This window comes from Stenotrophomonas maltophilia group sp. P373, from assembly GCF_053295075.1.
Genome location: NZ_CM129994.1, coordinates 4,357,499 through 4,380,000 on the forward strand (window position 1 = coordinate 4,357,499; position 22,502 = coordinate 4,380,000).

Sequence of the window (22,502 nt, forward strand, 5' to 3'; positions counted from 1 at the left end):
GTCATTTCTCCCGCCGCCAGTTGATCGAACCACGGTTTTCCACCGTGCTCGATTCCACTTCCACATCAAACCCGCGGCGCAGCAGGTACTTCAGCGTGATCACCGAACCGGCGCCCACCAGCGACACGCCGTAACCCACGTAAAGCTTGGGCGAGATGTACTTGCCGACGCCGATCACCGAACCACCCAGCGCGCGCGACTGGCTCACGCCTGCATCATCCAGGCCCAGCTTGGCACCCAGCTGCGAGGCGAGCAGGCCACTGCCAGCCGAGAGCGCCGCCGAGGCCGCGTTGACCTGCTGCGCCTGGTCGCTGCTGGCGCCGGTCAGGCTGCGTCCCAACACCAGATAGGCCAGTGCCTCGGACTGCGACATCGCCGGATCGGACCACACGTCGGCACGCGGTTGCTGGGCACGCCCGGTCACGTCGATGCCGGCGGTGACATCACCGATGCGGCGCTCGGCGCGGATGTTGATGCGCGGGTCGGACACCGCGTTGTAGTTCCAGTTGAGGTTGCCACGGGTGATGGTCAGGTCCTGCCCATACGCCTTGTAGCGGCCGCTCACTTCCAGGCCGCCATTGGCGGTCATTTCGCGGCCGGGCTTGGCCCAGACCTGCATCTTGCCGGTCAGCGCGCCCTTCAGGCCGAACCCGGTCATCTTCACCTTGTCGCCCAGGCTGACCGTCAGGTCCATGTCCAGCGGCGAGGTGCGCGACTCTTCCGGATCGGCCGGGTCGAGCACCACCACGTCTTCGGACACCGAGGTGCCGCGGTCCAGGCGTTCCAGATCGATGTCGGCCTCGGGCACGTGCACGGTGCCGCGCAGCTCCATCGCCGCCTTGGCCAGGGTGAAGTCGAGGTTGGGGTTGGCGACGATGCGCAGTTCGCTGGTGTTGGACAGCAGCACGTTCTCGCCATGGATCTTCAGCTGCAGCGGCTGCGCATCGCCGAACCACGACAGGCCACCGTCCACGTACAGCGTGCCCTGGCCCGAGTTGGCCTGCGCGGTGATCTTGGCCGAACCATCGGGCTGGGCCACGAAGCTGCCCTTGCCCTGGTCGAAAGTCAGGCCCAGCGCGGGGAATTCGCCCTTGAAGTTGCTCAGCTGTGCGTCACCGCCCAGCGACGGCTGGCCTCGCGTCCCGCGCAGGCTGACGTGGCCTTCGATCAGGCCGGTCGGGCGCACGATGTCCGGCGAGAACAGCTCCAGCCAGTACAGCCGCGACATGTTGAGGTAGAGCTCACCATTAAGCGGCGCACTGGCTTCCCAGCCGGTCTGCATCTTGGCGTCGACGAAGCCATTGCCCTGGAAGCCCATGCCCAGGTAGCCCTTGATGCTGGCCGGGGTCATGTCGAGCTTCAGCGAGAACTGGTCATAGCGCACCAGCTCGCCGCGGGTGGTATCGCCCACGGTGTTGCGGTTCTCGCCCAGGCGCACGCCGCCTTCCTTCGAGCGCACTTCCACATGGCCTTCCCAGGCGTTGCCGCGCGGGCGGATCTGCGCGTCCAGGCTGACATCGCCGCGAAGGTAGATGCGGCGGCCGGACTGCGGCGGCAACCACGGCTGCACCAGCGCCAGTGGCAGCGCGTCGCTGCGCACCACCAGGCCTTCGCGCGGCCAGTTGGCCTGTGCGCACAGCGCGCCGCTGCTGGCCGCGGCCAGGCAGGCTTCGGACAGCGTGTAGGTGCTGCCGTTGATCGCGAACGCCGCCGGTGCACGCAGCGCCCAGGCATCGCCCTTCACCGGTGCGATGCGCAGCGACGCCAGCTCGCCACGCCACTGCGTGCCCTGCTGGCGCACGCTGCCCTGCAGCTCGACCGCACCCATCTCGTTGCGGGTCTGCGCGGCCAGGCGCAGGTTGGACACACTGCCCTGTGCGTCGATGTTCAGCCGCTCCAGCAACATGCCCGCGTTGACCTGCTGGCCCTGCACGGCCAGCGTGCCGCTGTCGCCGCGCCACGGCAGGCGGCCCTTGATGCTCACGCTCTCGGCGCCGTAGCCGTCCCAGTTGAGGTTGTTGCCGACCAGGTCGGCGGTGATGTCCGGCGCATCGCGCGGGCCCTTCACCTGTACCTGGCCACGCAGGCCACCGTCTGCGCCCGGCAGCAGGTCGCTCAACTGCAATGGCTCGAAACGCGCATCGATGTCGAGGCGGTCGCCGACCTTGCCCGACGCGGTCACCCGGCTGCTGCCCAACGCCAGTTTCAGGTCACCTTGGCCCTGCGCGCCCTGCAGCGCGAACTTGCCCTGTGCGTCGAGATTGCGCTGGCGCAGCATGCCCTTCAGCGAGGGCAGGTCCACCGTGGCTTCCAGCGTACCGGCGGTGCCAGGTGCGGCATTGGCCGGCGGCGGCAGCTGGCGGCCCTTGGAGGCCAGGTTGCCGGACAGGCGGCCGTTCCAGCCCGGCACGAAATAGCCGGGGTCGAAGTCCTTCAGCGTGGCCTTGGCGTCCCAGTCCAGCTGCGGCGCCCACGCCACCTGGCCTTCCACCTGCAGCTGGCCACCGGGCGTCTGCGCCTGCAGCTGGTGGATCGACGCGGCCTGATCGTTGCCACGCACATCGAAGTGCAGCTGCGCCTTCTGCTTTTCGCGTTCGACCTCGGCGCGGCCGATCGCCGCCCAGGCCTTCAGGGTACCGGCCAGGCCGAAGCGTGCTTCCTTCAGAGTGACCGGCACCGGTGCGCTGCCGGCGGTGTTCGGATCAGGCGCCGGTACATAGGTCAGGTCCCGCGCGACCACCGAGAAGTTGAGCTTCTGCTGGTTTTCCTGGCTGAAATCGGCGGTGCCCTCCAGGCGGGCTTCGCCACCGAGGCCCTTCAGCAGCAGCGGCGAGACCTTCAGTACCTGGTCCTGCAATGACACCATGGACGGTGCAAGTTCCAGTTCCTGCTCGCCCTGCTTCACCCTGCCACGCAGGTTGGCATTGCCGCCCTTGCCAGCAGCGGTGAAATCCAGCGACAACGGCGTGATCGCCGAGCTGGCCAAGGCCGGCGACAGCAACGCCAGATCCAGCTCGTCGCTGCGCACGCTGGCGTTCCACGTCGGGTCGGTGCGGCCATCGAACACCAGCATCGCGTGCAGCGGCTTCGGTGCACGCCCGGCCACCGCCACTTCCATGTGCGACAGGTCACCGCGGGCGACCAGGCCGACGGTAGCGGCTGTGCGCCCACGCGGTGCCGGCAACACCGCCGTCACCGTCACGTCGGTGTCGTAGTCCTTGGCCGGGATGTAACGGCCCTGGGCAGTGAAGTTGCCCATGTCACTGTCCACCACCAGCTTGTGCGCCTGGAACTCGCCGTTGGCGATCTCGATGCCGCCGCGCACGCGGCTGATGTCGATCACCGGTTCGTTGGCCTGGCTGATGCGGAAGCCATCGATGGCGATGGCATCGGCCTGGATCGCCAGCGGCATCTCGATCTGCGGCAGGGAATCGGGCCACGACGGCAGCTTGAACGGCTCATCGCTCTTGGCCAGGTTCAACGTCGCGTTGGTCAGCTCCAGCTTGTCCAGCAGCAGCTTGCGGCCCAACAGCGGGCGCAGGTCCGGCTCCAGGTGGGCACGCTCGGCGTGGAAATGGATGTCGTCATAGCGGAAGTCGACGTTGTACAGGGTCAGCGGTCCGGCCACCGGGCCGTCCACCTTGTCCCAGGTGAAGCTGGCGCCCACCGGCAGCCGCGCCACCACCTGCGCCAGCAGTACGTCACGGCCAGCCACGGTCTGTAGCAGCCAGTAGACCGCCAGCAGGGCAAGCAGCACCAGGCCCAGCACGCCCACACCCGACCATGCCCAGAAGCGGCGACGGCGATAGAAGCGCACGCGTGGCGGCGGGGTGTTCGGGGTCGGTGCGGACGCGCTCACAGGTCCGCTCCGATGTTCAGGTACAGCTGGAACTGCGAATCCGGGTTGTTCAGGCCGTGCGCCACGTCGATGCGCACCGGGCCCACCGGCGATTTCCAGCGTACGCCGAAGCCGACGCCGGTATGCAGGTCGATGGTGTTGTCGAAGGCACTGCCGGTATCGACGAACACCGCCGCACCCCAGGGGCCACCGTTGAAGTAGTGCTCGTACTCGGCCGAGCCGATCACCAGGTTCTTGGCACCCAGCGCGTACTTGTCCGGCTTCGGCGTACGCGGGCCGACCTCACGGTAGGCGTAGCCGCGGATGCTGCGGTCACCACCGGCGAAGTAGCGCAGGCTCGGCGGCATCGCCACCAGATCGCTGGTCCAGGTGGTGCCGCCCTCGCCGCGCAGGATCAGGCGATTGCTTTCACCCACCGGGATGTACCAGCGCAACACGGCGTTGGCCTGCACGAAGCTGGTATCCGAGCCGGCGCCTTCCACGCCGGCACGCACCGTCGCAGCGCCGCTGATGCCCTTGCGCGGGAACATCTCGTCGTCGACGTTGACGTAGTCGGCAACCATCTGCGGGTACACCAGCGTCGAGGTGTTGTAGACGGCGTCGGTGAATTCGGTGCCGGAGGCATAGCGCCAGCGCTCGCGCAGCGCGTTGATCGAGGCGATCGCGGTCCAGTGTTCGTTGATCTCGCCGCTGCGGCTGGCGATCAGCTTGAAGTTGCGCAGGTCGATGTAGTCGGTCTGCTCGTCATACGCGCTGGCAGCGAAGGTGTACCAGCCATCAAGCCAGTTGAAGGCCGGAATGCGGTAACTGGTAACCAGGCTCTTGCGCTTCTGCGCATAGTCCAGCTGCGTGTTCATCTTGTGGCCGCGGTTGTTCAGGAACCGCCGCTCGATGCCACCGCGCACACCCGGGCCGCTCTCGCTGCCGTAGCTCAGGCCTGCGGTGTAGATGGTGCGCTTGGCCCGGGTCAGCTTCACGTCCACCGGCACTTCGCCGTTCTCGTCGGCCTGGTCCGGGCGCGGCTGGATGTCGATCACGCTGAAGTAGTCCAGCTTGGTCAGCGACTCGCGCAGCCGGTCCAGCTTGCCCTCGTGGTAGTAGCTGCCCTCGTCCCAGTACACCAGTGGATCGAACAGCTTGTCGACGAAGTAATCCTGCTCGAAGCGCACCGGGCCCATGTTGTAGCGGCGGCCGCTGTCCCAGGTCAGGTCGATGTCGGCGGCGTTGTCGGCGCGGGTGATCTGCACCTGGCGCTGGGTGTAGTCGGCATCGAAGTAGCCGCGCTCGGCCAGGCGCCGGGTGATGGTGATCTTGCTGGCTTCGTACTGGGTGTGCTCGAAGCGCTGGCCCTTGCGGGGCTTGAAGGCGGCCAGGTCGTCCTGCAGGTACTGGTCGTACATCGCCGGGCCGGTGATGTCGATGTGCTCGCGGCGCACGGTCACCGGGGCGCCCTTGTCGACATGGATCAGCACGCGCACGTGCTCGTCCTCACGCGGCGCCTCGACCTTGATCACCGGGTTGTAGTACCCGAACGGCTCCAGCGCCTGGCGGGTCTGCCGCTCGGCCTGCGACAGCAGGTACTCCAGGCGCGATTCGCCCTGCTCCTTGCCGATCGTGTCGTACAGCGACAGCGATTCCTGGATGTTCTCGATGATTGCGGCGTCGTCGCCCTTGTCCAATCCCTTGATGTCCACCTTGTCGATGGTGCCGCGCGCATGGACCACGGAAGTGGCGGCCAGCGACAGGACCATCAGCGGCAGGGCGTATTTCTTTGGCTGCATGCGGCACAGCATACCGACCGGAGGTGACGATGCGAAATGCATCACGTCATTGCGGATCGGTTGTTAAGTGGCGGTCAAAATACACCGCAAAGTGTCGATTGTCGCAACCGACCAATCAGGATGCCGGCATCGTCCACGATGTCGGCAATGACCCCGATAGACAACGCCGGCGATGTTCCGGTAGTGCCGGCCGCTGGCCGGCACCCCACAGATCGGGGGCAATGCCGGCCAGCGGCCGGCACTACCGATACGGGCGTCAGCTCGACAGATGCTCGATCGCCGCCACCTTGCCCAGGCGCTCGCCCAGCATCGTCAGCAGCGCCAGGCGGTTGCCACGCAGTGCCGGATCTTCCGCGTTGACCATCACGCCATCGAAGAACGCGTCGACCTGCGGACGCAGGCGCGCCAGGCGTGCCAGCACCGCCACATAGTCCTTCTGGTGCAGGCTGGCGCCGGTGTCATCGATGGCGGCGGTGACCGCTTCGGCCAGCGCGCGCTCGGCATCTTCCTGCAGCAGTGCCGCGTCGATCTGCGCCGGAATCTCGCCCTCGGCCTTGCGCAGGATGTTGCGGATGCGCTTGTTGGCCGCAGCCAGCGCCTCTGCCTCCGGCAGCGCGGCGAAGGTGCCGATCGCATCCAGGCGGCGATCGAAGTCGTACAGCGAGGCCGGCTTCAACTCGGCCACCGCGTTGAAGTGCGTGGCCGGCACGCCCTTGTCGCCGTAGTAGCCCTTCAGGCGGTCGAGGATGAAGTCGTACAGCTCGCCGATATCGGCCTGCACGTTGCGCGCGGCCAGGCCGGCATTGGCGCTGGCCATCAGCGCGCGCAGGTCCAGTTCGAAGCCGCTTTCGATGATCGTGCGGGCCAGGCCCAGCGCGTTGCGGCGCAGCGCGAACGGGTCCTTGTTGCCGGTCGGCTTCAGGCCTGCAGCGAAACCACCGGCCAGCGTATCCACGCGTTCGGCGATGGCCAGCACCTTGCCCAGCGGCGACAGCGCGATGTCGTCACCACCGAAGCGTGGCTGGTAGGCCTCGTCGATGGCCAGCGCCACGTCGGCCGATTCGCCACCGGCCACGGCGTAGTGGCGGCCGGCGATGCCCTGCAATTCCGGGAATTCGTTGACCATGCGCGACTGCAGGTCGTTCTTGGCCAGCTCGGCAGCCCGCTTGGCCTGCGCCGGATCGGCACCGACCTGGGCTGCGATCACTTCGGCCAGTGCGGCCACGCGCGCCACCTTGTCGGCCACGCTGCCCAGCTTGGCCTGGTAGGTCACCGTCTTCAGGCCGTCGCCCATCGACACCAGGCCCTGCTTCAGGTCCTCGTCGAAGAAGAATTTGGCATCGGCGAAGCGCGGGCGGATCACCCGCTCGTAGCCCTTGGCCACTTCGGCCACGTCCTTCGATTCGATGTTGGCAATGCCGATGAACTTCTCGGTCAGCGTGCCGGCGGCATCCAGCACCGGGAAGAACTTCTGGTTGATCTCCATCGTCTCGATCAGCGCTTCCTGCGGCACCGCCAGGAACGCGCGTTCGAAGCTGCACAGCACCGCCGACGGCCATTCGACCAGGTTCACCACCTGCTCCAGGTTGTCTTCGGTGATGCGGGCGCTGCCACCGGCCTTGGCCGCAGCGGCCTCGACCTCGGTGACGATGCGCGCGCGGCGCTCGCTCGGGTCGACCAGCACGAACGCGGCGCGCAGCGCTTCAACGTAGTCCTGCGGCTGCGCCAGCGACACGGCCTGGTCGTGGTGGAAACGATGGCCACGGCTGGCGCGGCCGGCCTGCAGGCCGAACAGTTCGGCCTCGACCACGTTGGCGCCGTGCAGCAGCACCAGCCAATGCGCCGGGCGGGCGAAGCCCCAGGCGTGGTCGCCCCAGCGCATCGGCTTGGGAATCGGCATCGCCGCGATCGCCTCGCGCAGGATGTCCGGCAACAGGCTGGCGGTGCTCGCGCCCGGGGTCACCGCGCGGTGCACGAAGCGCTCGCCCTTGTTGTCGGTGGTCTTCTCCAGCGCGGTCCAGTCGATCCCGGCCTTGGCGGCGAAGCCCTGCAGGGCCTTGGTCGGCTGGCCTTCGGCGTCCAGCGCGATGTTCAGATACGGGCCCAGCACTTCGCTGTGCTGTTCCGGCTGTTCCAGGCCGACGCCCGGCAGCAGCACGGCCAGCCGGCGCGGGGTCGACAGCGGGCGGGCATCGCCCAGCTCCAGCGCGACGCCACGCTTGCGCAGGCCTTCGACAACACCGTCGAAGAACGCCTGGGCCAGGCCCGGCAGCGCCTTGACCGGCAGCTCCTCGGTGCCCAGTTCGATCAGCAGGGGGGACAGTTGGCTCATCGGTTCGATCCTGTGGTGGGGGCGCAGCGCGCAACGCGTCCGGCGCCCCGGGTAGTTGATGAAAAGCGGGACGGTGCAGGAAGGCGGTCAGGCCTTCTTCGCACCCGGGAAGCCCAGCTTCTCGCGCTGCTCGTAATACGCCTTGGCCACCGCCTGGGCCAGCGCGCGCACGCGCAGGATGTAGCGCTGGCGCTCGGTCACGCTGATCGCGCGGCGCGCATCGAGCAGGTTGAAGGTGTGGCTGGCCTTCATCACCTGCTCGTAGGCCGGCAGCGGCAGGCCCACTTCCACCAGCTTCTGCGCTTCACGCTCGCAGGCATCGAAGCGGTGGAACATTTCGTCCACGTCGGCGTATTCGAAGTTGTAGGTGCTCTGCTCCACCTCGTTCTGGTGGTAGACGTCGCCGTAGGTCACCGGCTGGCCGTCCGGGCCGTAGGTCCAGACCAGGTCATAGACGTTGTCGCAGTTCTGCAGGTACATGCACAGGCGCTCGAGACCGTAGGTGATCTCGCCCAGCACCGGGCGGCACTCCAGGCCACCGGCCTGCTGGAAGTAGGTGAACTGGGTCACTTCCATGCCGTTGAGCCAGACTTCCCAGCCCAGGCCCCACGCGCCCAGCGTCGGCGATTCCCAGTTGTCCTCGACGAAGCGCAGGTCGTGCACCAGCGGATCGATGCCCAGTGCCTTCAGCGAATCCAGGTACAGCTGCTGGATGTTGTCCGGCGCCGGCTTCATCGCCACCTGGTACTGGTAGTAGCGCTGCAGGCGGTTCGGGTTCTCGCCGTAGCGGCCGTCGGTCGGGCGGCGCGACGGCTGCACGTAGGCCGCGTTCCAGCTTTCCGGCCCGATCGCCCGCAGGAAGGTGGCCGGGTGGAAGGTACCGGCGCCCACCTCCAGGTCGAGCGGCTGGATGAGCACGCAGCCCTGCTGGGCCCAGAACTGGTTCAGGGTCTGGATCAGGCCCTGGAAGGTGATCGGAACGGTCGGGGTCGCGGACATGCGTACGAGTCTTGGCCGGCAAGGGGGTGCGCTAGTATAACGGCCGACCTGCGGGGCATTCCGTACCCGGGAGGAGCAGGCAGATGGAACATCGGCTGCCGGTGGGCACGCCCGGCGAGCCAGGCGGCGTCCCGCTGCCGTGGGGCCGCCTGCATTTCGAGCAGGTGGGTGCGGCGCTGCTGGCCGACGGCCTGGTCGCCGAGCACGAGGGCGAGCGCATGCGGTTTTCCGCACAGGGCGCGCGCAATGCCAGTGAAGTGCACCCGCTGGTGCTGCTGTCCAACCTCAAGCTGGCCACCCGCGACGGCGGCGAACTGACCCTGGAACGCCTGACCGAATGGCTGGCCCAACGCACCGGCAACCGCTACCTGCGCATCGATCCGACCCGGGTCGACGTCGCTGCGGTCACCGCGCTGGTCTCCCACGCCTATGCCCGTCGCCACCGCTTCCTGCCGCTGGCAGTGGATGCCGAACGGGTGCTGGTGGCCACCAGCGAGCCGCTGGTGCAGGAATGGCGCCGCGACCTGCAGCACCTGACCCGCCGCCGCATCGAGCTGGCGGTGGTCAATCCGCTCGACCTGCACCGCTACACCATGGAGTTCTACGGGGTGACCCGTTCGGTGCGTGGCGCGCGCGGCGACGTCCGCGGCGAGGCCAACACCACCCTGCCCAGCTTCGAGCAGCTGGTCGAGCTGGGCCGCACCGGCGACGTCAATGCCGACGACCAGCACATCGTGCACATCGTCGACTGGCTGCTGCAGTACGCCTATGAGCAGCGCGCCTCGGACATCCACCTGGAACCGCGCCGCGAGATGGGACGCATGCGCTTCCGCATCGATGGTGTGCTGCACAAGGTGTTCGAGGTGCCGCCGGCAGTGATGACCGCGGTGGTCAGCCGCATCAAGGTACTCGGCCGCATGGACCTGGCCGAGCGCAGGCGCCCGCAGGACGGCCGCATCAAGACCCGCTCGCCGGGTGGCCGCGAGGTCGAGATGCGCCTGTCTACCATGCCCACCGCCTTCGGTGAGAAGTGCGTGATGCGCATCTTCGACCCCGATGCCGCCTTCAAGAGCATCGACCAGCTCGGCTTCAGCCCGCAGGAGGCCGCTGGCTGGAATGCACTGGTCGAGCGCCCGCACGGCATCGTGCTGGTCACCGGCCCGACCGGCTCGGGCAAGACCACCACCCTGTATTCCACGCTGAAGCGGCTGGCCACGCCGGACGTGAACGTGTGCACGGTGGAGGACCCGATCGAGATGATCGCGCCCGAGTTCAACCAGATGCAGGTGCAGGCCAACATCGACCTGGACTTCGCCAGCGGCGTGCGCACCCTGCTGCGGCAGGACCCGGACATCATCATGATCGGCGAGATCCGCGACCTGGAAACCGCGCAGATGGCGGTGCAGGCCTCGCTGACCGGCCATCTGGTGCTGTCCACCCTGCACACCAACGATGCACCGTCGGCGGTCACCCGCCTGCTCGACCTGGGCGTGCCGCACTACCTGCTGGCCAGCACCCTCAACGGCATCCTCGCCCAGCGCCTGGTGCGTACCCTGTGCCCGCACTGCAAGCAGCCGCACACCCTTGGTGCTGCCGACTGGGCGGTGCTCGCTGATAGCCAGGCTGCATATCCAGATGCCGCCACGCCCTGTCGACCGGTCGGTTGCCTGGAGTGCCGGCGCACCGGATTCCTCGGCCGCATCGGCCTGTATGAGTTGCTGCCATTGGGCTCGCGGCTGCGCGGGCAGATCCGCGCCGACATGGATCTGGCCGGTTTCACCCGTGCCGCGCGCGCTGAAGGGCTGCGAACCCTGCGCCAGGCCGGGCTTGAAAAGGTGGCGCAGGGGCTGACTACAATCGAGGAAGTCCTGTCAGTGCTGCCGCCCCCGGATGAACCCAGCCCCCTTCCTGATCCTTGAAACCGGCCGCCCGGTACCGTCGCTGCGCCGCTACGGGCGCTTTCCGCACTGGATCCGCGTCGCCGCCGGGCTGGAGGAACATGAGACGGTGGTGGTCGATGTCGAACACGGTGGCGCCCTGCCCGATCCGCACGGTTTTGCCGGGGTACTGGTGACCGGTTCGGCCGCCTTCGTTACTGACCACGCCGACTGGAGCGAGCGCAGCGCGGCGTGGCTGCGCCAGACCGCCCACGCTGACCTGCCGGTGTTCGGCATCTGCTACGGCCACCAGCTGCTGGCGCATGCGCTGGGCGGTGAGGTGGCCTACAACCCGGCCGGGCGCGAGTCCGGCACGATCGAACTGGAGCTGCAGCCACAGGCGGCACAGGATCCGCTGTTCCAGGGCCTGCCGCGGCACTTTGCCGCCCACGCCACCCACCTGCAGACCGTGCTGCGCGCGCCCGACGGTGCCGAGGTGCTGGCACGCTCGCCGCTGGATGGCTGCCACGCGTTCCGCTGGGGGCGCCAGGCCTGGGGCGTGCAGTTCCACCCCGAATTCGCCACCCACCACATGCGCGGCTACGTGCGCGCCCGCGCCGACTGCATCGGCCGCCACGGCGGCTGTGCGCGCAGCATCGAGCGCGCAGTCAGCGCCGCACCGCTGGCCCGCCAGCTGCTGCGCCGCTTCGTCCGACAGGCGTGGCTGTCTTCAGCCCAGCCGGCGGCAAAACAGGGATAATCAGCGGCACGGGCAACCGCCCGTCCCCTCCTGTCCTTCCCGGATGTCCATGAAAGAGATTCGCAAGCTGCCGGCCTCGGCGGGCGCCCAGTGGTTGCTGGATACGTTCTCGCTGTATCGGCGTGCGCCGCTGCAGCTGGCCCGGATCGGCCTGGCCTGGCTGCTGGTGAGCTGGGTGGTCACCCTGTTGTCGACGCTGATTCCCGGCGCCGCCGGCATGGCCGTGCAGCTGATGACCCTGGCCATCTCGCCGATCATGTTCGGCGGCATGCTCTACGCCGTGGGTGAGATCGACGAAGGCCGCCCGGGCCTGTCCTCGCACCTGCTGCAGCCGATCCGCGACCACCGCGTCAGCCACCTGCTGGTGCCGCTGGCGATCCAGGTGCTGGCGGTGCTGCTGCTGGGCGCGTTGCTGTTCATGATGATCGGCCGCGAAGGCTTCACCGCCTTCAGCGAGGTCATGACCAAGATGGAAGAGATCAGCCGCAGTGGCCAGCAGATCAAGCCGGACGATGCCGCGGCGCTGGTGGCCAACCTGCCGGCCAAGCGCATCGCGCTGTGGATGCTGCTGGTGTTCCTGAGCGCGGTCGCACTGTCGCTGGCAATGTTCACCCAGCCGGCGCTGGTGGTGTTCGACAAGCAGAGCGGCATGCACGCGCTGCGCCTGAGCCTGCAGGGCTGCATCGAGAACATCGGCGCGATGATCGTGTTCGCCGTGCTCGGCCTGATCGCCGCGTTCTGCATCTACATCCTGTTCGTGATCGTGATCCAGATCGCGATGCTGATCGGTGGCCCGCTGGCCGCCGCCTTCATCGCCCAGCTGGTGCTGACCACGGTGCTGATGCCGCTGTATGTCGGCGCGGTCTATGCCGCGTGGAAGCAGATGTTCGTGCACCGTGGCAGTCGCGCCGCACCGCCGGTCCCGACCACCCCGACCTCAAGCGACATCTTCCACGCCTGACGAAAAAGGGGACGGAGGGGATTAAGTCGTTTGTGCCACTGTGCCGATAACGACTTAATCCCCTCCGTCCCCTTTTGTTTTTTTCAGGCGGCGGGTTTCTTCACGGCCGACGACGGCACCAGCCAGCGTGCGGCGTGGATGCCCAGCTCGTAGAGCAGGCACATCGGGATCGCCAGCATCAGCTGCGAAACCACGTCCGGCGGGGTCAGCACCGCCGCCAGCACGAAGATGCCGACGATCGCGTAACCACGTCCTTCCTTGAACTGCTGCGGCGTCACCCAGCCCAGCAGGACCAGGATCACCATCGCCACCGGCAGTTCGAAACTGCCACCGAAGGCGAAGAAGATCGCCAGCACGAAATCCAGGTAGGCATTCGCATCCGGGGTGATCGCGATCACGTCCGGGCTGAAGGTGGTCAGGAAATGGAACACCGCCGGCAGCACCAGGAAGTAGGCGAAGGCACAGCCGGTGTAGAACAGCAGTACCGAAGACACCAGCAGCGGCACCGCCAGGCGCTTCTCACGCGCGTAAAGCCCCGGGGCGACGAAGGCCCACAGCTGGTACAGCAGCCACGGCACCGCCACGAACAGGGCAACGAAGAAGGTCAGCTTCAACGGCGCGAAGAAGGCGCCGGCCGGATTGGTCGCGATCATCGTCTGCCCGTTGGGCAGCTGCGAGACCAGCGGTTCGGCCAGCGCGTTGTACAGCTTCTGGGTAAACGGCAGCAGCGCCAGCAGCACCACGCCCAGGCCCAGCAATGCGCGCACCAGGCGGCCGCGCAGTTCCACCAGATGTTCGACCAGCGAGCTTTCGCCGAAATCCTGTTCACTCATGGCTGGCGCTCCGTGCGCTGCGGCGTCGGAGCACCGGCTTCAGGGGGTGTCGCCGGCATCGGCTCTGGCGCAATGCCCTCCTGTACCGGTGCATCGGCAGGCGGCAGGCCGCCCATATGCGGCGGCGGATCCGCAGGCGCCGGCGCGCGTACTTCCTGCGCCAGCGCATCGCCCTGCTGCTGCGCTTGGCGACGGATCGCCTCGCCGCTGGCGCGCAGCTGGTTCTCGGTGTCCTGCATGCCCTGGCGCACCTCCTGCATTTGCCGCTTGATGTCCTCGGCCTGCAGTTCGCGTTCCAGTTCCTGTTTCACCGAATCCCACTGATTGCGGGCACGGCGCACCCACAGGCCAGCGAAGCGGGCCGCCTTGGGCAGGCGCTCGGGACCGAGCACCACCAGGGCGACCACCGCGATCACCAGCAGTTCGCTGAAGCCGATATCAAACACCGCAACCGCTCCGGATCAGCGAGCGTTACGGTCGTGCTCGTCCTGCGCGGTGCGCGAGGCGTCCTGGCTGCGCGACTCATCGCCCAGCTGCGCGTTCGGCTTGTCTTCGTCGCGCATGCCCTTCTTGAATTCCTTGACCGCCGAGCCGAGGTCCTTGGCGCCACTGGTCAGGCGCTTGGTGCCGAACACCAGCAGGACGATGGCCAGCACGACCAACCAATGCCAGATGCTGAAACTGCCCATAAAGACGCTCGTTACGTTAGTGATCAGGCTGTCGAGCATAGCGCACCGGGTGTCAGCCGGCGCGCGTGACGAAAGTCAGTTTCCGCCCAGCGTTTCCGTGCGGATTTCGCCGTCGTTGACCGGCTGGAAGCCCTGCTGCTGCGGCGGCGGGTTCTGCGGCACGTTCTGCAGCGGCGCGGTGGTGGCTTCGGTTGGGGCGGCCGGCGCTGCCTGAACAGGCGCCGGCGCAACCGCCGGGGTCGCCGCCGGACGCGGTGCACTGCCACCGTTGCCGTTGCGATTGTTGCGGGCGGCGTAGGTGGCCTCTTCCAGACGATCACGGAAGGCGACCACGTCCATCGACGGCGAACCGGCGGCGCGACCTTCGAAGATCATGCGCGGCGTGGTGTTGCTGCCGTAGGCGTCAAGGTTGGCGGCATCGTCGATCTGCAGCACCGCACCATCCAGCGCGACGCCCGCGAACAGCCCACGGGCACGCGACCAGGACCAGATCTCGGCCTTCAGCTGGCCGTCGGTGGCGGCGGCGGCATTGCGGCCGACCGGACCGGCGGCAACGCCGGCATCGGCGCCGAGCGTGAACTTGCCGTTGACCAGGTTGTCCAGGCTGCGGTCGTTGCGGAACACCAGCACCACATCCGAAGATTGCACGCCGGCCTGGAAGCCGATGCTGCCACCGGTGAGCTTCACGAACACCGGGTTGGACCATGCGCCATTGGGCATGCGCACCGACATCAGGCCGTGGCCACGACGACCGCCAATGACAAGACCGGCCTTGATCGTGTCGGGAATGACGATGACCGCGCGGCCTTCGTCGAGCAATTTATCCGGAATGCCCTGTTCAGGAATTTCCTGGATTTCGGCCAGCACGCGCACGGCGTTGCGGGCGCGCTGGTCTTCCTGCGGTCCGGCCATGGCCTGGCTGGACAGCAGGCTGGCGGCGATCAGCAGGGCTTGGATCGGGCGACGCATGGCAGGCTCCAGAAGTCAGTCCATAGGAAGATATAGCAAGTGACTGAAATTAGTGGTGTTGTCATGAATCCCCAATGAGCGTTCCCTGCCCGCATTGATGCGCGCTATGCCTGCAATCCGAACCCTGCATCCCGGTGCGGCGCCGGATAGGCGACAATACCGCCCATGCTCGACGCACCCGATACCGCCGTGCTGGCGGTCAACCTAGGCACGCCCGAGACGCCGACGGCCCCCGCCGTACGCCGTTACCTGGCCGAATTCCTGTCCGACCCGCGCGTGGTCGCGATTCCGGCACTGCTCTGGCAGCCGCTGCTGCGCGGGCTGATCCTGCCGCTGCGAAGCGGCCGGTCGGCGGCCAAGTACGCCCAGGTCTGGCTGCCCGACGGCTCACCGCTGATGGTATATACGCGCCAGCTGGCGCAGGCCATGCAGGCCCTGCTGCCGACCCTGACGGTACGCCATGCGATGCGTTACGGTGAACCGGCGCTGGCCGGCGAGCTCGACCGTCTTGCCGCCGACGGCGCGCGCCGGATCGTGGTGTTGCCGCTGTACCCGCAGTACTCCACCACCACCACCGCCTCGGTCGAAGACCGGGTCGATGCGTGGCAGCGCCGCAACCCGGGCGTGACCGTGAGCCTGGTGCGGGATTACTCGGTCGATCCCGGCTGGGTCGAGGCCATAGCCGGATCGATCCGCCGCTACTGGGAACAGCACGGTCGCGGTCAGAAACTGATGTTCTCCTTCCATGGTATCCCGCAGCGCCTGGCCGACGCGGGCGACCCGTATCCGCAGCGCTGCGAGGCCAGTGCGCAGGCCATCGCCAATGCACTGGGCCTGGTCAAGGACGACTGGCAGATGGGTTACCAGTCGCGCTTCGGCCGGGAGCGCTGGTTGCAGCCGTATGCCGAGCCCAGCCTGTGGGCGCTGGCCGAATCCGGCGTGAAGCAGATCGACGTGGTCTGCCCCGGATTCGCCACCGACTGCCTGGAGACGCTGGAAGAGGTTGCGCTGGGCTTCACCGAAACACTGGCCGAGCGCGGTGCGACGATGCGCTACATCCCCTGCCTCAACGCCGAGCCGGAGCATGCACGCGCCCTGGCACGGCTGGCCGTGTCCTCGCTGGCATGAGCCTGCAACCGTTTGAACTCCAGGTCGGTGGCGCACGCGTCGCCGGCCTGCGCAACCACGGCGGCGGCCCACGCGTGCTGGCCCTGCATGGCTGGCTCGACAACGCCGCCAGCTTCGTTCCGCTGGCGCCGCACCTGTCGGCGTTGCAGCTGGTTGCCATCGATCTGCCCGGCCACGGTCACAGCGCGCACCTGCCGATGGGTGCCAGCTACACCACGGCCGCCGCGATCTGCCACGTACTCGATGTCGCCGACGCGCTGGGCTGGGACCGATTCAGCCTGCTCGGCCATTCGATGGGTGCCGGCATCGCCAGCCTTACCGCCTCGGTCAGCGACCGTGTTGATCGGCTGGTGGCGATCGAAGCACTCGGCGGCCTGCGCGGTCCCGAGGAAGAAACGGCGCATCGCCTGCGCGAGCATGTGAACGCCACGCGCGCGTTGGCACGCAAGCAGCTGCGCGTGTTCCCCGATCTGGCAGCGCCGATCCGCGCGCGGATGATGACCAACCAGCTCAGCGAACCCTGCGCACGGCTGCTGGTCGAGCGCGGCGTGGAACCGGTCGAAGGTGGCTACCGCTGGTGCAGCGACCCGCGCCTGATGCTGCCCACTGCGATCCGCCTCAGCGAAGGCCAGATCGACAACCTGCTGCAGGCCATCACCTGCCCGACGCAGGTGATCTATGCCACGCCGGCGCAGTCCTACTATCCCGAGCCGATGCGCAGTGATCGCCTGCAGCACCTGCGTGATGGACGGCTGGCCGTGTTTCCCGGCAACCACCACCTGCATATGGAAGACCCGGCACGCATCGCCGAGGTGATCCTGCGCTTCCTCGGCAACGACAACGCCGGCTGAGTCGCAGCGTCCGCTGCACTTCATTCTGCGCACTTCCGGCCGATACATCAGTTGCGGGCCACTGCGTCCGCAGCACGTGGGCCCGGTCGGGCCTGCGGCGTGTGTCTGGTCCTGCAAGGAAGTCCGCATGCCCGCTCCATTGCTCCGTCACCCACAGGATGTGGTCACGGCGCCCCGTCTGCGCGACGTTGATTGCGTCGCATTCCCCGAATTCCCGGTCCATGCCCTGGCCACGCACTCGTGCGTGCGTCACCGTGTGGCCGTTGTCGTCTGCTGATCCAGGAGTCGCCGATGTCCGCTGCATCCACTCGCCCCCCCGATACCGCCCGCCTGCCGCATCTGCAGCGGCTCGCCCACCGCGCTGACCGCCGATTGCTGATCGGCAATGCGGCACTGGCGGTGGCCGGCCTGGTGCTGGCCCTGCGCGGGCCTCATGTCCTGACCGCCTCGCTGGTTGCGGCCGCTGTGCTGCCTGCCATCTGGCTGGCCGGTCCCAAAGCGGGCCATAGCGCCACCCGCAATGGCCTGGCGCTGTTGTTGTCGCTGCAGCTGGCAGGGCTGTGCGCGATCGCGGGCTTGTCACCGGCGTTGCCGATTGCACTGCTGCTGGGCGTGCTGTTGAGCCATCGTGATCGCCTGCCGGTATGGCTGGCCGGCGGCATCGGCACGCTCGCGCTGTTGGCGCCGCTGCTGCAGGGCGCAGCAGTGGGACCTACGTTGCTGCAGGCGGGCCTGTTCGCCGGGCTGACGGCATTCCTCGGCCAGATCGCGCTGCGCCTGCGCCAGCAGACCGAGGCGCTTGGCCACGGCCCGCGCCGGCTGGCTGCGCTGGCCCGCGACATCGCCACGGGCACCGACCTGGGCGCACATGCCGACACCGCATCCTATGCACCCGGCTCGTTGGCCCATGCGCTGGCCGATACCGCGCGCCACGTCCAGGCCCAACGTGGGCGTGAGGCTGAGGCGCATGCCGAGAATGCGCAGATCCGTCAGGCGCTGGATGCCTCGCGCACCGCGATGATGATCGCCGACAATGATCACGTGATCCGCTATGTCAACCGCTCGGTGGTGGCTCTGCTGCGCAACCAGCAGGCGACACTGCGCCAGGCCTTCCCTGACTTCGATGCCGAACGCCTGGTCGGCAGCAGCATCCATCGCTTCCATGCCAACCCGGACCGCATCCGCGCCATCCTCAATGGCCTGCAGGCCAGCCACAACGGCAAGGTACAGATCGGCCCGGTGCACTTCGCCCAGGTGGTCACCCCGGTGTTCGATGCACAGGGCATGCGCCTCGGTTTCGCCGTCGAATGGCATGACCGTACCCAGGAGCTGGCGCTGGAGAACGCCGTGGCCGGCATCGTCGCTGCTGCCGCTGCCGGCGATCTCGGCCAGCGCCTGCAGGCAACCGAAGGCGCCAGCTTCCTCGATGGCCTGACCGGTGGCATCAACCAGCTGCTCGATACGCTGGGCAGCACCGTCAACGACGTGCGGCAGATGCTTTCGGCGCTGGCCAACGGCGATCTCGATCGGCGCATGCACGGTGAGTACCACGGTGCCTTCGCCGCGATCCAGCGTGATGCCAACGCCACCGCCGGCCAGCTGGCGCGCATGGTGGGCCGCATCCAGCAGTGCGCGGCCTCGATCAGTACCGCCGCCAGCGAGATCGCTGCAGGCAATGGTGCGCTGTCCGAGCGCAGCGAGCGCCAGGCGGCGCACCTGCAGGAAACCGCAGCCTCGATGGAGGAGCTGACCGCCACCGTGCGCCAGAACGCTGCGCATGCGCGCGAGGCCAGTGAGCTGGCTGCGTCCACGCAGAACGCCGCCAGTGATGGCAACACCGCGATGCAGCGGGTTGTCGACACCATGCAGGCGATTGAAGGCGCCTCAAAGCGGATCGGCGACATCACCGGCGTGATCGATGGCATCGCCTTCCAGACCAATATCCTCGCGCTCAATGCGGCGGTGGAAGCCGCACGTGCCGGTGAGCAGGGCCGTGGCTTCGCCGTGGTGGCCAGCGAGGTGCGCGTGTTGGCGCAGCGCTCCGCCGCCGCCGCACAGGAAATCAAAAAGCTGATCGATGAGGCAGGCCGACAGGTGGGCGAAGGTGCCCAGCTGGTGGCCGACGCCGGCCAGCGGATGCAGGGCATTGTCGGCGGCGTGGAGAATGTCAGCCATCTGATGCGTGAGATCTCGGCGGCCTCGCAGGAGCAGTCGATCGGCATCGAGCAGATCAACCAGACCGTGGTGCAGATGGATCAGGCCACGCAGCAGAACGCGGCGCTGGTGGAAGAAGCCACCGCGGCCGCACGCGAGCTGCAGACGCAGGCGGGGACGCTTACCGAGGCAGTATCGGTGTTCCGCCAGCAGGAACCGCACGAGGTCCCGCGGGCCGCCTGATCCGGGCCTGCAATGCGATCCTGATCAAGACGGCGCCCGCAGGGCGCCGTTTTTTTGCCTGCATTTGCGTGATGGGTCAGGAAAAGTCCGCTTCCGGACCTGCCGTGAGGAGCGGCCAACCCTGTTTGGCGCCGCATCCACACACGGCGTGGGTCTACCGGTAATGCCGGCCGCTGGCTGGCAATTACGGCCTCGCCCACTGTCTGACCTCCCGCCGGTAGCGGCCAACCTTGGCTGGCGCTGTGGCTGCCCGCAGAGAATATCCACGCATCGCGTGGATCTACCGGCCGGTGTGCAGCCATGGCGGTGCCGGCCAGCGGCCGGCACCACCCGCATTTCCTGCGCACAAAGAAAAACCCCGCTGCGTCAGCAGCGGGGTTTTGGGTGTAAACCCTGGCGATGACCTACTCTCGCATGGCTTGAGCCACACTACCATCGGCGCAGCTGCGTTTCACTTCCGAGTTCGGGATGGGATCGGGTGGTTCCACAGCGCTAATTTCACCAGGGAGGCTTTTGGAGTGTCGCACTCGTCCCGGGGGACAAGGCGCCAGCCTCGCATAGTTCTTGTGACGTAGCGTGCACTTGGATGCTCTTACGACGCTGTCGTAAAGCCAAGGCAACTTGAGGTTATATGGTCAAGCCGCACGGATCATTAGTATCAGTTAGCTCAATACATTGCTGTACTTACACACCTGACCTATCAACCACGTAGTCTACATGGTTCCTTCAGGGGGCTTGTGCCCCGGGAGATCTCATCTTGAGGCGCGCTTCCCGCTTAGATGCTTTCAGCGGTTATCGCTTCCGAACATAGCTACCCGGCAATGCCACTGGCGTGACAACCGGAACACCAGAGGTTCGTCCACTCCGGTCCTCTCGTACTAGGAGCAGCCCCTCTCAAATCTCCAACGCCCATGGCAGATAGGGACCGAACTGTCTCACGACGTTCTGAACCCAGCTCGCGTACCACTTTAAATGGCGAACAGCCATACCCTTGGGACCGACTACAGCCCCAGGATGTGATGAGCCGACATCGAGGTGCCAAACACCGCCGTCGATATGAACTCTTGGGCGGTATCAGCCTGTTATCCCCGGAGTACCTTTTATCCGTTGAGCGATGGCCCTTCCATACAGAACCACCGGATCACTAAGTCCTAGTTTCCTACCTGCTTGATCCGTCGATCTTGCAGTCAAGCACGCTTATGCCTTTGCACACAGTGCGCGATGTCCGACCGCGCTGAGCGTACCTTCGAGCTCCTCCGTTACTCTTTAGGAGGAGACCGCCCCAGTCAAACTACCCACCATACACGGTCCCCGACCCAGATAATGGGCCCAGGTTAGAACGTCAAGCACGACAGGGTGGTATTTCAAGGATGGCTCCGCCACAGCTAGCGCCATGGTTTCATAGCCTCCCACCTATCCTACACAGACGAACTCAACGTTCAGTGTAAAGCTATAGTAAAGGTTCACGGGGTCTTTCCGTCTTGCCACGGGAACGCTGCATCTTCACAGCGATTTCAATTTCACTGAGTCTCGGGTGGAGACAGCGCCGCTGTCGTTACGCCATTCGTGCAGGTCGGAACTTACCCGACAAGGAATTTCGCTACCTTAGGACCGTTATAGTTACGGCCGCCGTTTACTGGGGCTTCGATCAAGAGCTTCGCCTTGCGGCTGACCCCATCAATTAACCTTCCAGCACCGGGCAGGCGTCACACCCTATACGTCCACTTTCGTGTTTGCAGAGTGCTGTGTTTTTGATAAACAGTCGCAGCGGCCTGGTTACTGCGACCCTCTTCAGCTATAGCTCGCACGAGCCACCAAAAAGGGTGCACCTTCTCCCGAAGTTACGGTGCCATGTTGCCTAGTTCCTTCACCCGAGTTCTCTCAAGCGCCTGAGAATTCTCATCCTACCCACCTGTGTCGGTTTACGGTACGGTCTGCGTAAGCTGAAGCTTAGGAGCTTTTCCTGGAAGCGTGGTATCAGTGACTTTGCCATAAAGGCTCGTCTCGGTGCTCGGTCTTAAAGGATCCCGGATTTGCCAAAGATCCAAACCTACCGCCTTTCCCCAGGACAACCAACGCCTGGTACACCTAACCTTCTCCGTCCCTCCATCGCACTTACGCGAGGTGCAGGAATATTAACCTGCTTCCCATCGACTACGACTTTCGTCCTCGCCTTAGGGGCCGACTCACCCTGCGCCGATTAACGTTGCGCAAGGAAACCTTGGGCTTTCGGCGTGCGGGTTTTTCACCCGCATTATCGTTACTCATGTCAGCATTCGCACTTCCGATACCTCCAGCAGACTTCTCAATCCACCTTCAACGGCTTACGGAACGCTCCTCTACCGCGCATAACAAAGTTATGCACCCCAAGCTTCGGTTCTGTGCTTAGCCCCGTTAAATCTTCCCCGCAGACCGACTCGACCAGTGAGCTATTACGCTTTCTTTAAAGGGTGGCTGCTTCTAAGCCAACCTCCTGGCTGTCTGTGCCTTTCCACATGGTTTTCCACTTAGCACAAAATTTGGGACCTTAGCTGTGGGTCTGGGTTGTTTCCCTTTTCACGACGGACGTTAGCACCCGCCGTGTGTCTCCCATACAGTCCGTCTCGGTATTCGGAGTTTGCAATGGTTTGGTAAGTCGCGATGACCCCCTAGCCATAACAGTGCTCTACCCCCGAGAGGATACATATGAGGCGCTACCTAAATAGCTTTCGAGGAGAACCAGCTATCTCCGGGTTCGATTAGCTTTTCACTCCTAATCACACCTCATCCCCTACCTTTGCAACGGGAGTGGGTTCGGGCCTCCAGTGCGTGTTACCGCACCTTCACCCTGGGCATGACTAGATCACCCGGTTTCGGGTCTACTGCCCGCGACTATGCGCCCTTATCAGACTCGGTTTCCCTTCGCCTCCCCTATACGGTTAAGCTTGCCACGAACAGTAAGTCGCTGACCCATTATACAAAAGGTACGCAGTCACTCCTTGCGGAGCTCCTACTGCTTGTACGCACACGGTTTCAGGTTCTATTTCACTCCCCTCTCCGGGGTTCTTTTCGCCTTTCCCTCACGGT

At 66.0% G+C, this 22,502-nt stretch carries 14 protein-coding genes and 2 rRNA genes (1 of these 16 cut by a window edge); 6 read left to right on the forward strand and 10 right to left on the reverse strand.

Translation table 11 applies throughout. The annotated features are described in order from the left end of the window. Position 1: 1 nt before the first annotated feature. From ACSYHF_RS20185 to glyQ, 4 genes are all read right to left on the reverse strand, one after another. On the reverse strand, positions 2-3,859 hold the full coding sequence (locus ACSYHF_RS20185; protein ID WP_329846115.1) for a translocation/assembly module TamB domain-containing protein: 3,858 nt from the start codon (positions 3,857-3,859) through the stop codon (positions 2-4). Continuing rightward, entirely contained in the window at positions 3,856-5,652 is a 1,797-nt protein-coding gene (locus ACSYHF_RS20190) for an autotransporter assembly complex protein TamA (protein ID WP_069138909.1), read from the reverse strand. Before ACSYHF_RS20190 ends, ACSYHF_RS20185 begins: the two co-directional genes overlap by 4 nt. Before the next feature lie 244 nt (positions 5,653-5,896). Further along, complete coding sequence (gene glyS, locus ACSYHF_RS20195) at positions 5,897-7,972, reverse strand: glycine--tRNA ligase subunit beta (protein ID WP_072168859.1); 2,076 nt, start codon at positions 7,970-7,972, stop codon at positions 5,897-5,899. Positions 7,973-8,059: 87 nt separating this feature from the next. After that, positions 8,060-8,971, reverse strand: a complete 912-nt coding sequence (glyQ, locus tag ACSYHF_RS20200; RefSeq protein ID WP_049412007.1) for a glycine--tRNA ligase subunit alpha — start codon at positions 8,969-8,971, stop codon at positions 8,060-8,062. An 83-nt stretch (positions 8,972-9,054) separates the two neighbouring features. On the opposite strand from glyQ, the gene ACSYHF_RS20205 reads away from it, so the two are divergent. Genes ACSYHF_RS20205 through ACSYHF_RS20215 form a run of 3 tightly spaced genes read left to right on the forward strand, consistent with a single transcriptional unit; the run spans position 9,055 to position 12,569 of the window. Continuing rightward, positions 9,055-10,890 carry a GspE/PulE family protein gene (locus ACSYHF_RS20205; protein ID WP_005420442.1) on the forward strand — a complete coding sequence of 612 codons (1,836 nt, stop codon included), beginning with the start codon at positions 9,055-9,057 and terminating at the stop codon, positions 10,888-10,890. Continuing rightward, a complete protein-coding gene (locus ACSYHF_RS20210; RefSeq protein WP_262220796.1) occupies positions 10,862-11,608 on the forward strand; it encodes a glutamine amidotransferase in 747 nt (248 codons plus the stop codon). Before ACSYHF_RS20205 ends, ACSYHF_RS20210 begins: the two co-directional genes overlap by 29 nt. Before the next feature lie 49 nt (positions 11,609-11,657). Continuing rightward, entirely contained in the window at positions 11,658-12,569 is a 912-nt protein-coding gene (locus ACSYHF_RS20215) for a BPSS1780 family membrane protein (protein ID WP_005420447.1), read from the forward strand. An 83-nt stretch (positions 12,570-12,652) separates the two neighbouring features. Here ACSYHF_RS20215 and tatC read toward each other — a convergent pair whose 3' ends face one another. The 4 genes from tatC to ACSYHF_RS20235 form a co-directional block, all read right to left on the reverse strand. After that, positions 12,653-13,402, reverse strand: coding sequence for a twin-arginine translocase subunit TatC (tatC, locus tag ACSYHF_RS20220; protein WP_005420449.1), 750 nt, complete (start codon positions 13,400-13,402; stop codon positions 12,653-12,655). Then, positions 13,399-13,848, reverse strand: coding sequence for a Sec-independent protein translocase protein TatB (tatB, locus tag ACSYHF_RS20225; protein ID WP_447575969.1), 450 nt, complete (start codon positions 13,846-13,848; stop codon positions 13,399-13,401). The genes tatC and tatB overlap by 4 nt, the downstream gene beginning before the upstream one ends. Before the next feature lie 15 nt (positions 13,849-13,863). Continuing rightward, the gene (gene tatA / locus ACSYHF_RS20230; RefSeq protein ID WP_005420453.1) at positions 13,864-14,091 is read right to left on the reverse strand and encodes a Sec-independent protein translocase subunit TatA; all 228 of its coding nucleotides are present in this window, start codon (positions 14,089-14,091) and stop codon (positions 13,864-13,866) included. Positions 14,092-14,166: 75 nt separating this feature from the next. Then, positions 14,167-15,060, reverse strand: a complete 894-nt coding sequence (locus ACSYHF_RS20235) for a lipid-binding SYLF domain-containing protein (protein ID WP_005420455.1) — start codon at positions 15,058-15,060, stop codon at positions 14,167-14,169. 165 nt (positions 15,061-15,225) lie between these two features. On the opposite strand from ACSYHF_RS20235, the gene hemH reads away from it, so the two are divergent. From hemH to ACSYHF_RS20250, 3 genes are all read left to right on the forward strand, one after another. Beyond that, positions 15,226-16,188, forward strand: a complete 963-nt coding sequence (gene hemH, locus ACSYHF_RS20240; RefSeq protein WP_095378512.1) for a ferrochelatase — start codon at positions 15,226-15,228, stop codon at positions 16,186-16,188. Then, a complete protein-coding gene (locus ACSYHF_RS20245; protein WP_065196770.1) occupies positions 16,185-17,039 on the forward strand; it encodes an alpha/beta fold hydrolase in 855 nt (284 codons plus the stop codon). The genes hemH and ACSYHF_RS20245 overlap by 4 nt, the downstream gene beginning before the upstream one ends. Positions 17,040-17,330: 291 nt before the next feature. Further along, entirely contained in the window at positions 17,331-19,436 is a 2,106-nt protein-coding gene (locus ACSYHF_RS20250) for a methyl-accepting chemotaxis protein (RefSeq protein WP_447575970.1), read from the forward strand. A gap of 391 nt (positions 19,437-19,827) precedes the next feature. On the opposite strand, the gene rrf is transcribed toward ACSYHF_RS20250, so the two are convergent. Next, positions 19,828-19,942, reverse strand: a 5S ribosomal RNA gene (gene rrf, locus ACSYHF_RS20255). Between the two features lie 125 nt (positions 19,943-20,067). Continuing rightward, a 23S ribosomal RNA gene (locus ACSYHF_RS20260) occupies positions 20,068-22,502 on the reverse strand (it continues 445 nt past the right edge of the window).

Bases quoted from the DNA above. Each gene is read 5' to 3' on its own strand.
- ACSYHF_RS20190 (WP_069138909.1), bottom strand. From the start codon at position 5,652: ATGCTGTGCCGCATGCAGCCAAAGAAATACGCCCTGCCGCTGATGGTC.
- glyS (WP_072168859.1), bottom strand. From the start codon at position 7,972: ATGAGCCAACTGTCCCCCCTGCTGATCGAACTGGGCACCGAGGAGCTG.
- glyQ (WP_049412007.1), bottom strand. From the start codon at position 8,971: ATGTCCGCGACCCCGACCGTTCCGATCACCTTCCAGGGCCTGATCCAG.
- ACSYHF_RS20205 (WP_005420442.1), top strand. From the start codon at position 9,055: ATGGAACATCGGCTGCCGGTGGGCACGCCCGGCGAGCCAGGCGGCGTC.
- ACSYHF_RS20210 (WP_262220796.1), top strand. From the start codon at position 10,862: ATGAACCCAGCCCCCTTCCTGATCCTTGAAACCGGCCGCCCGGTACCG.
- ACSYHF_RS20215 (WP_005420447.1), top strand. From the start codon at position 11,658: ATGAAAGAGATTCGCAAGCTGCCGGCCTCGGCGGGCGCCCAGTGGTTG.
- tatC (WP_005420449.1), bottom strand. From the start codon at position 13,402: ATGAGTGAACAGGATTTCGGCGAAAGCTCGCTGGTCGAACATCTGGTG.
- tatA (WP_005420453.1), bottom strand. From the start codon at position 14,091: ATGGGCAGTTTCAGCATCTGGCATTGGTTGGTCGTGCTGGCCATCGTC.
- ACSYHF_RS20235 (WP_005420455.1), bottom strand. From the start codon at position 15,060: ATGCGTCGCCCGATCCAAGCCCTGCTGATCGCCGCCAGCCTGCTGTCC.
- hemH (WP_095378512.1), top strand. From the start codon at position 15,226: ATGCTCGACGCACCCGATACCGCCGTGCTGGCGGTCAACCTAGGCACG.
- ACSYHF_RS20245 (WP_065196770.1), top strand. From the start codon at position 16,185: ATGAGCCTGCAACCGTTTGAACTCCAGGTCGGTGGCGCACGCGTCGCC.
- ACSYHF_RS20250 (WP_447575970.1), top strand. From the start codon at position 17,331: ATGTCCGCTGCATCCACTCGCCCCCCCGATACCGCCCGCCTGCCGCAT.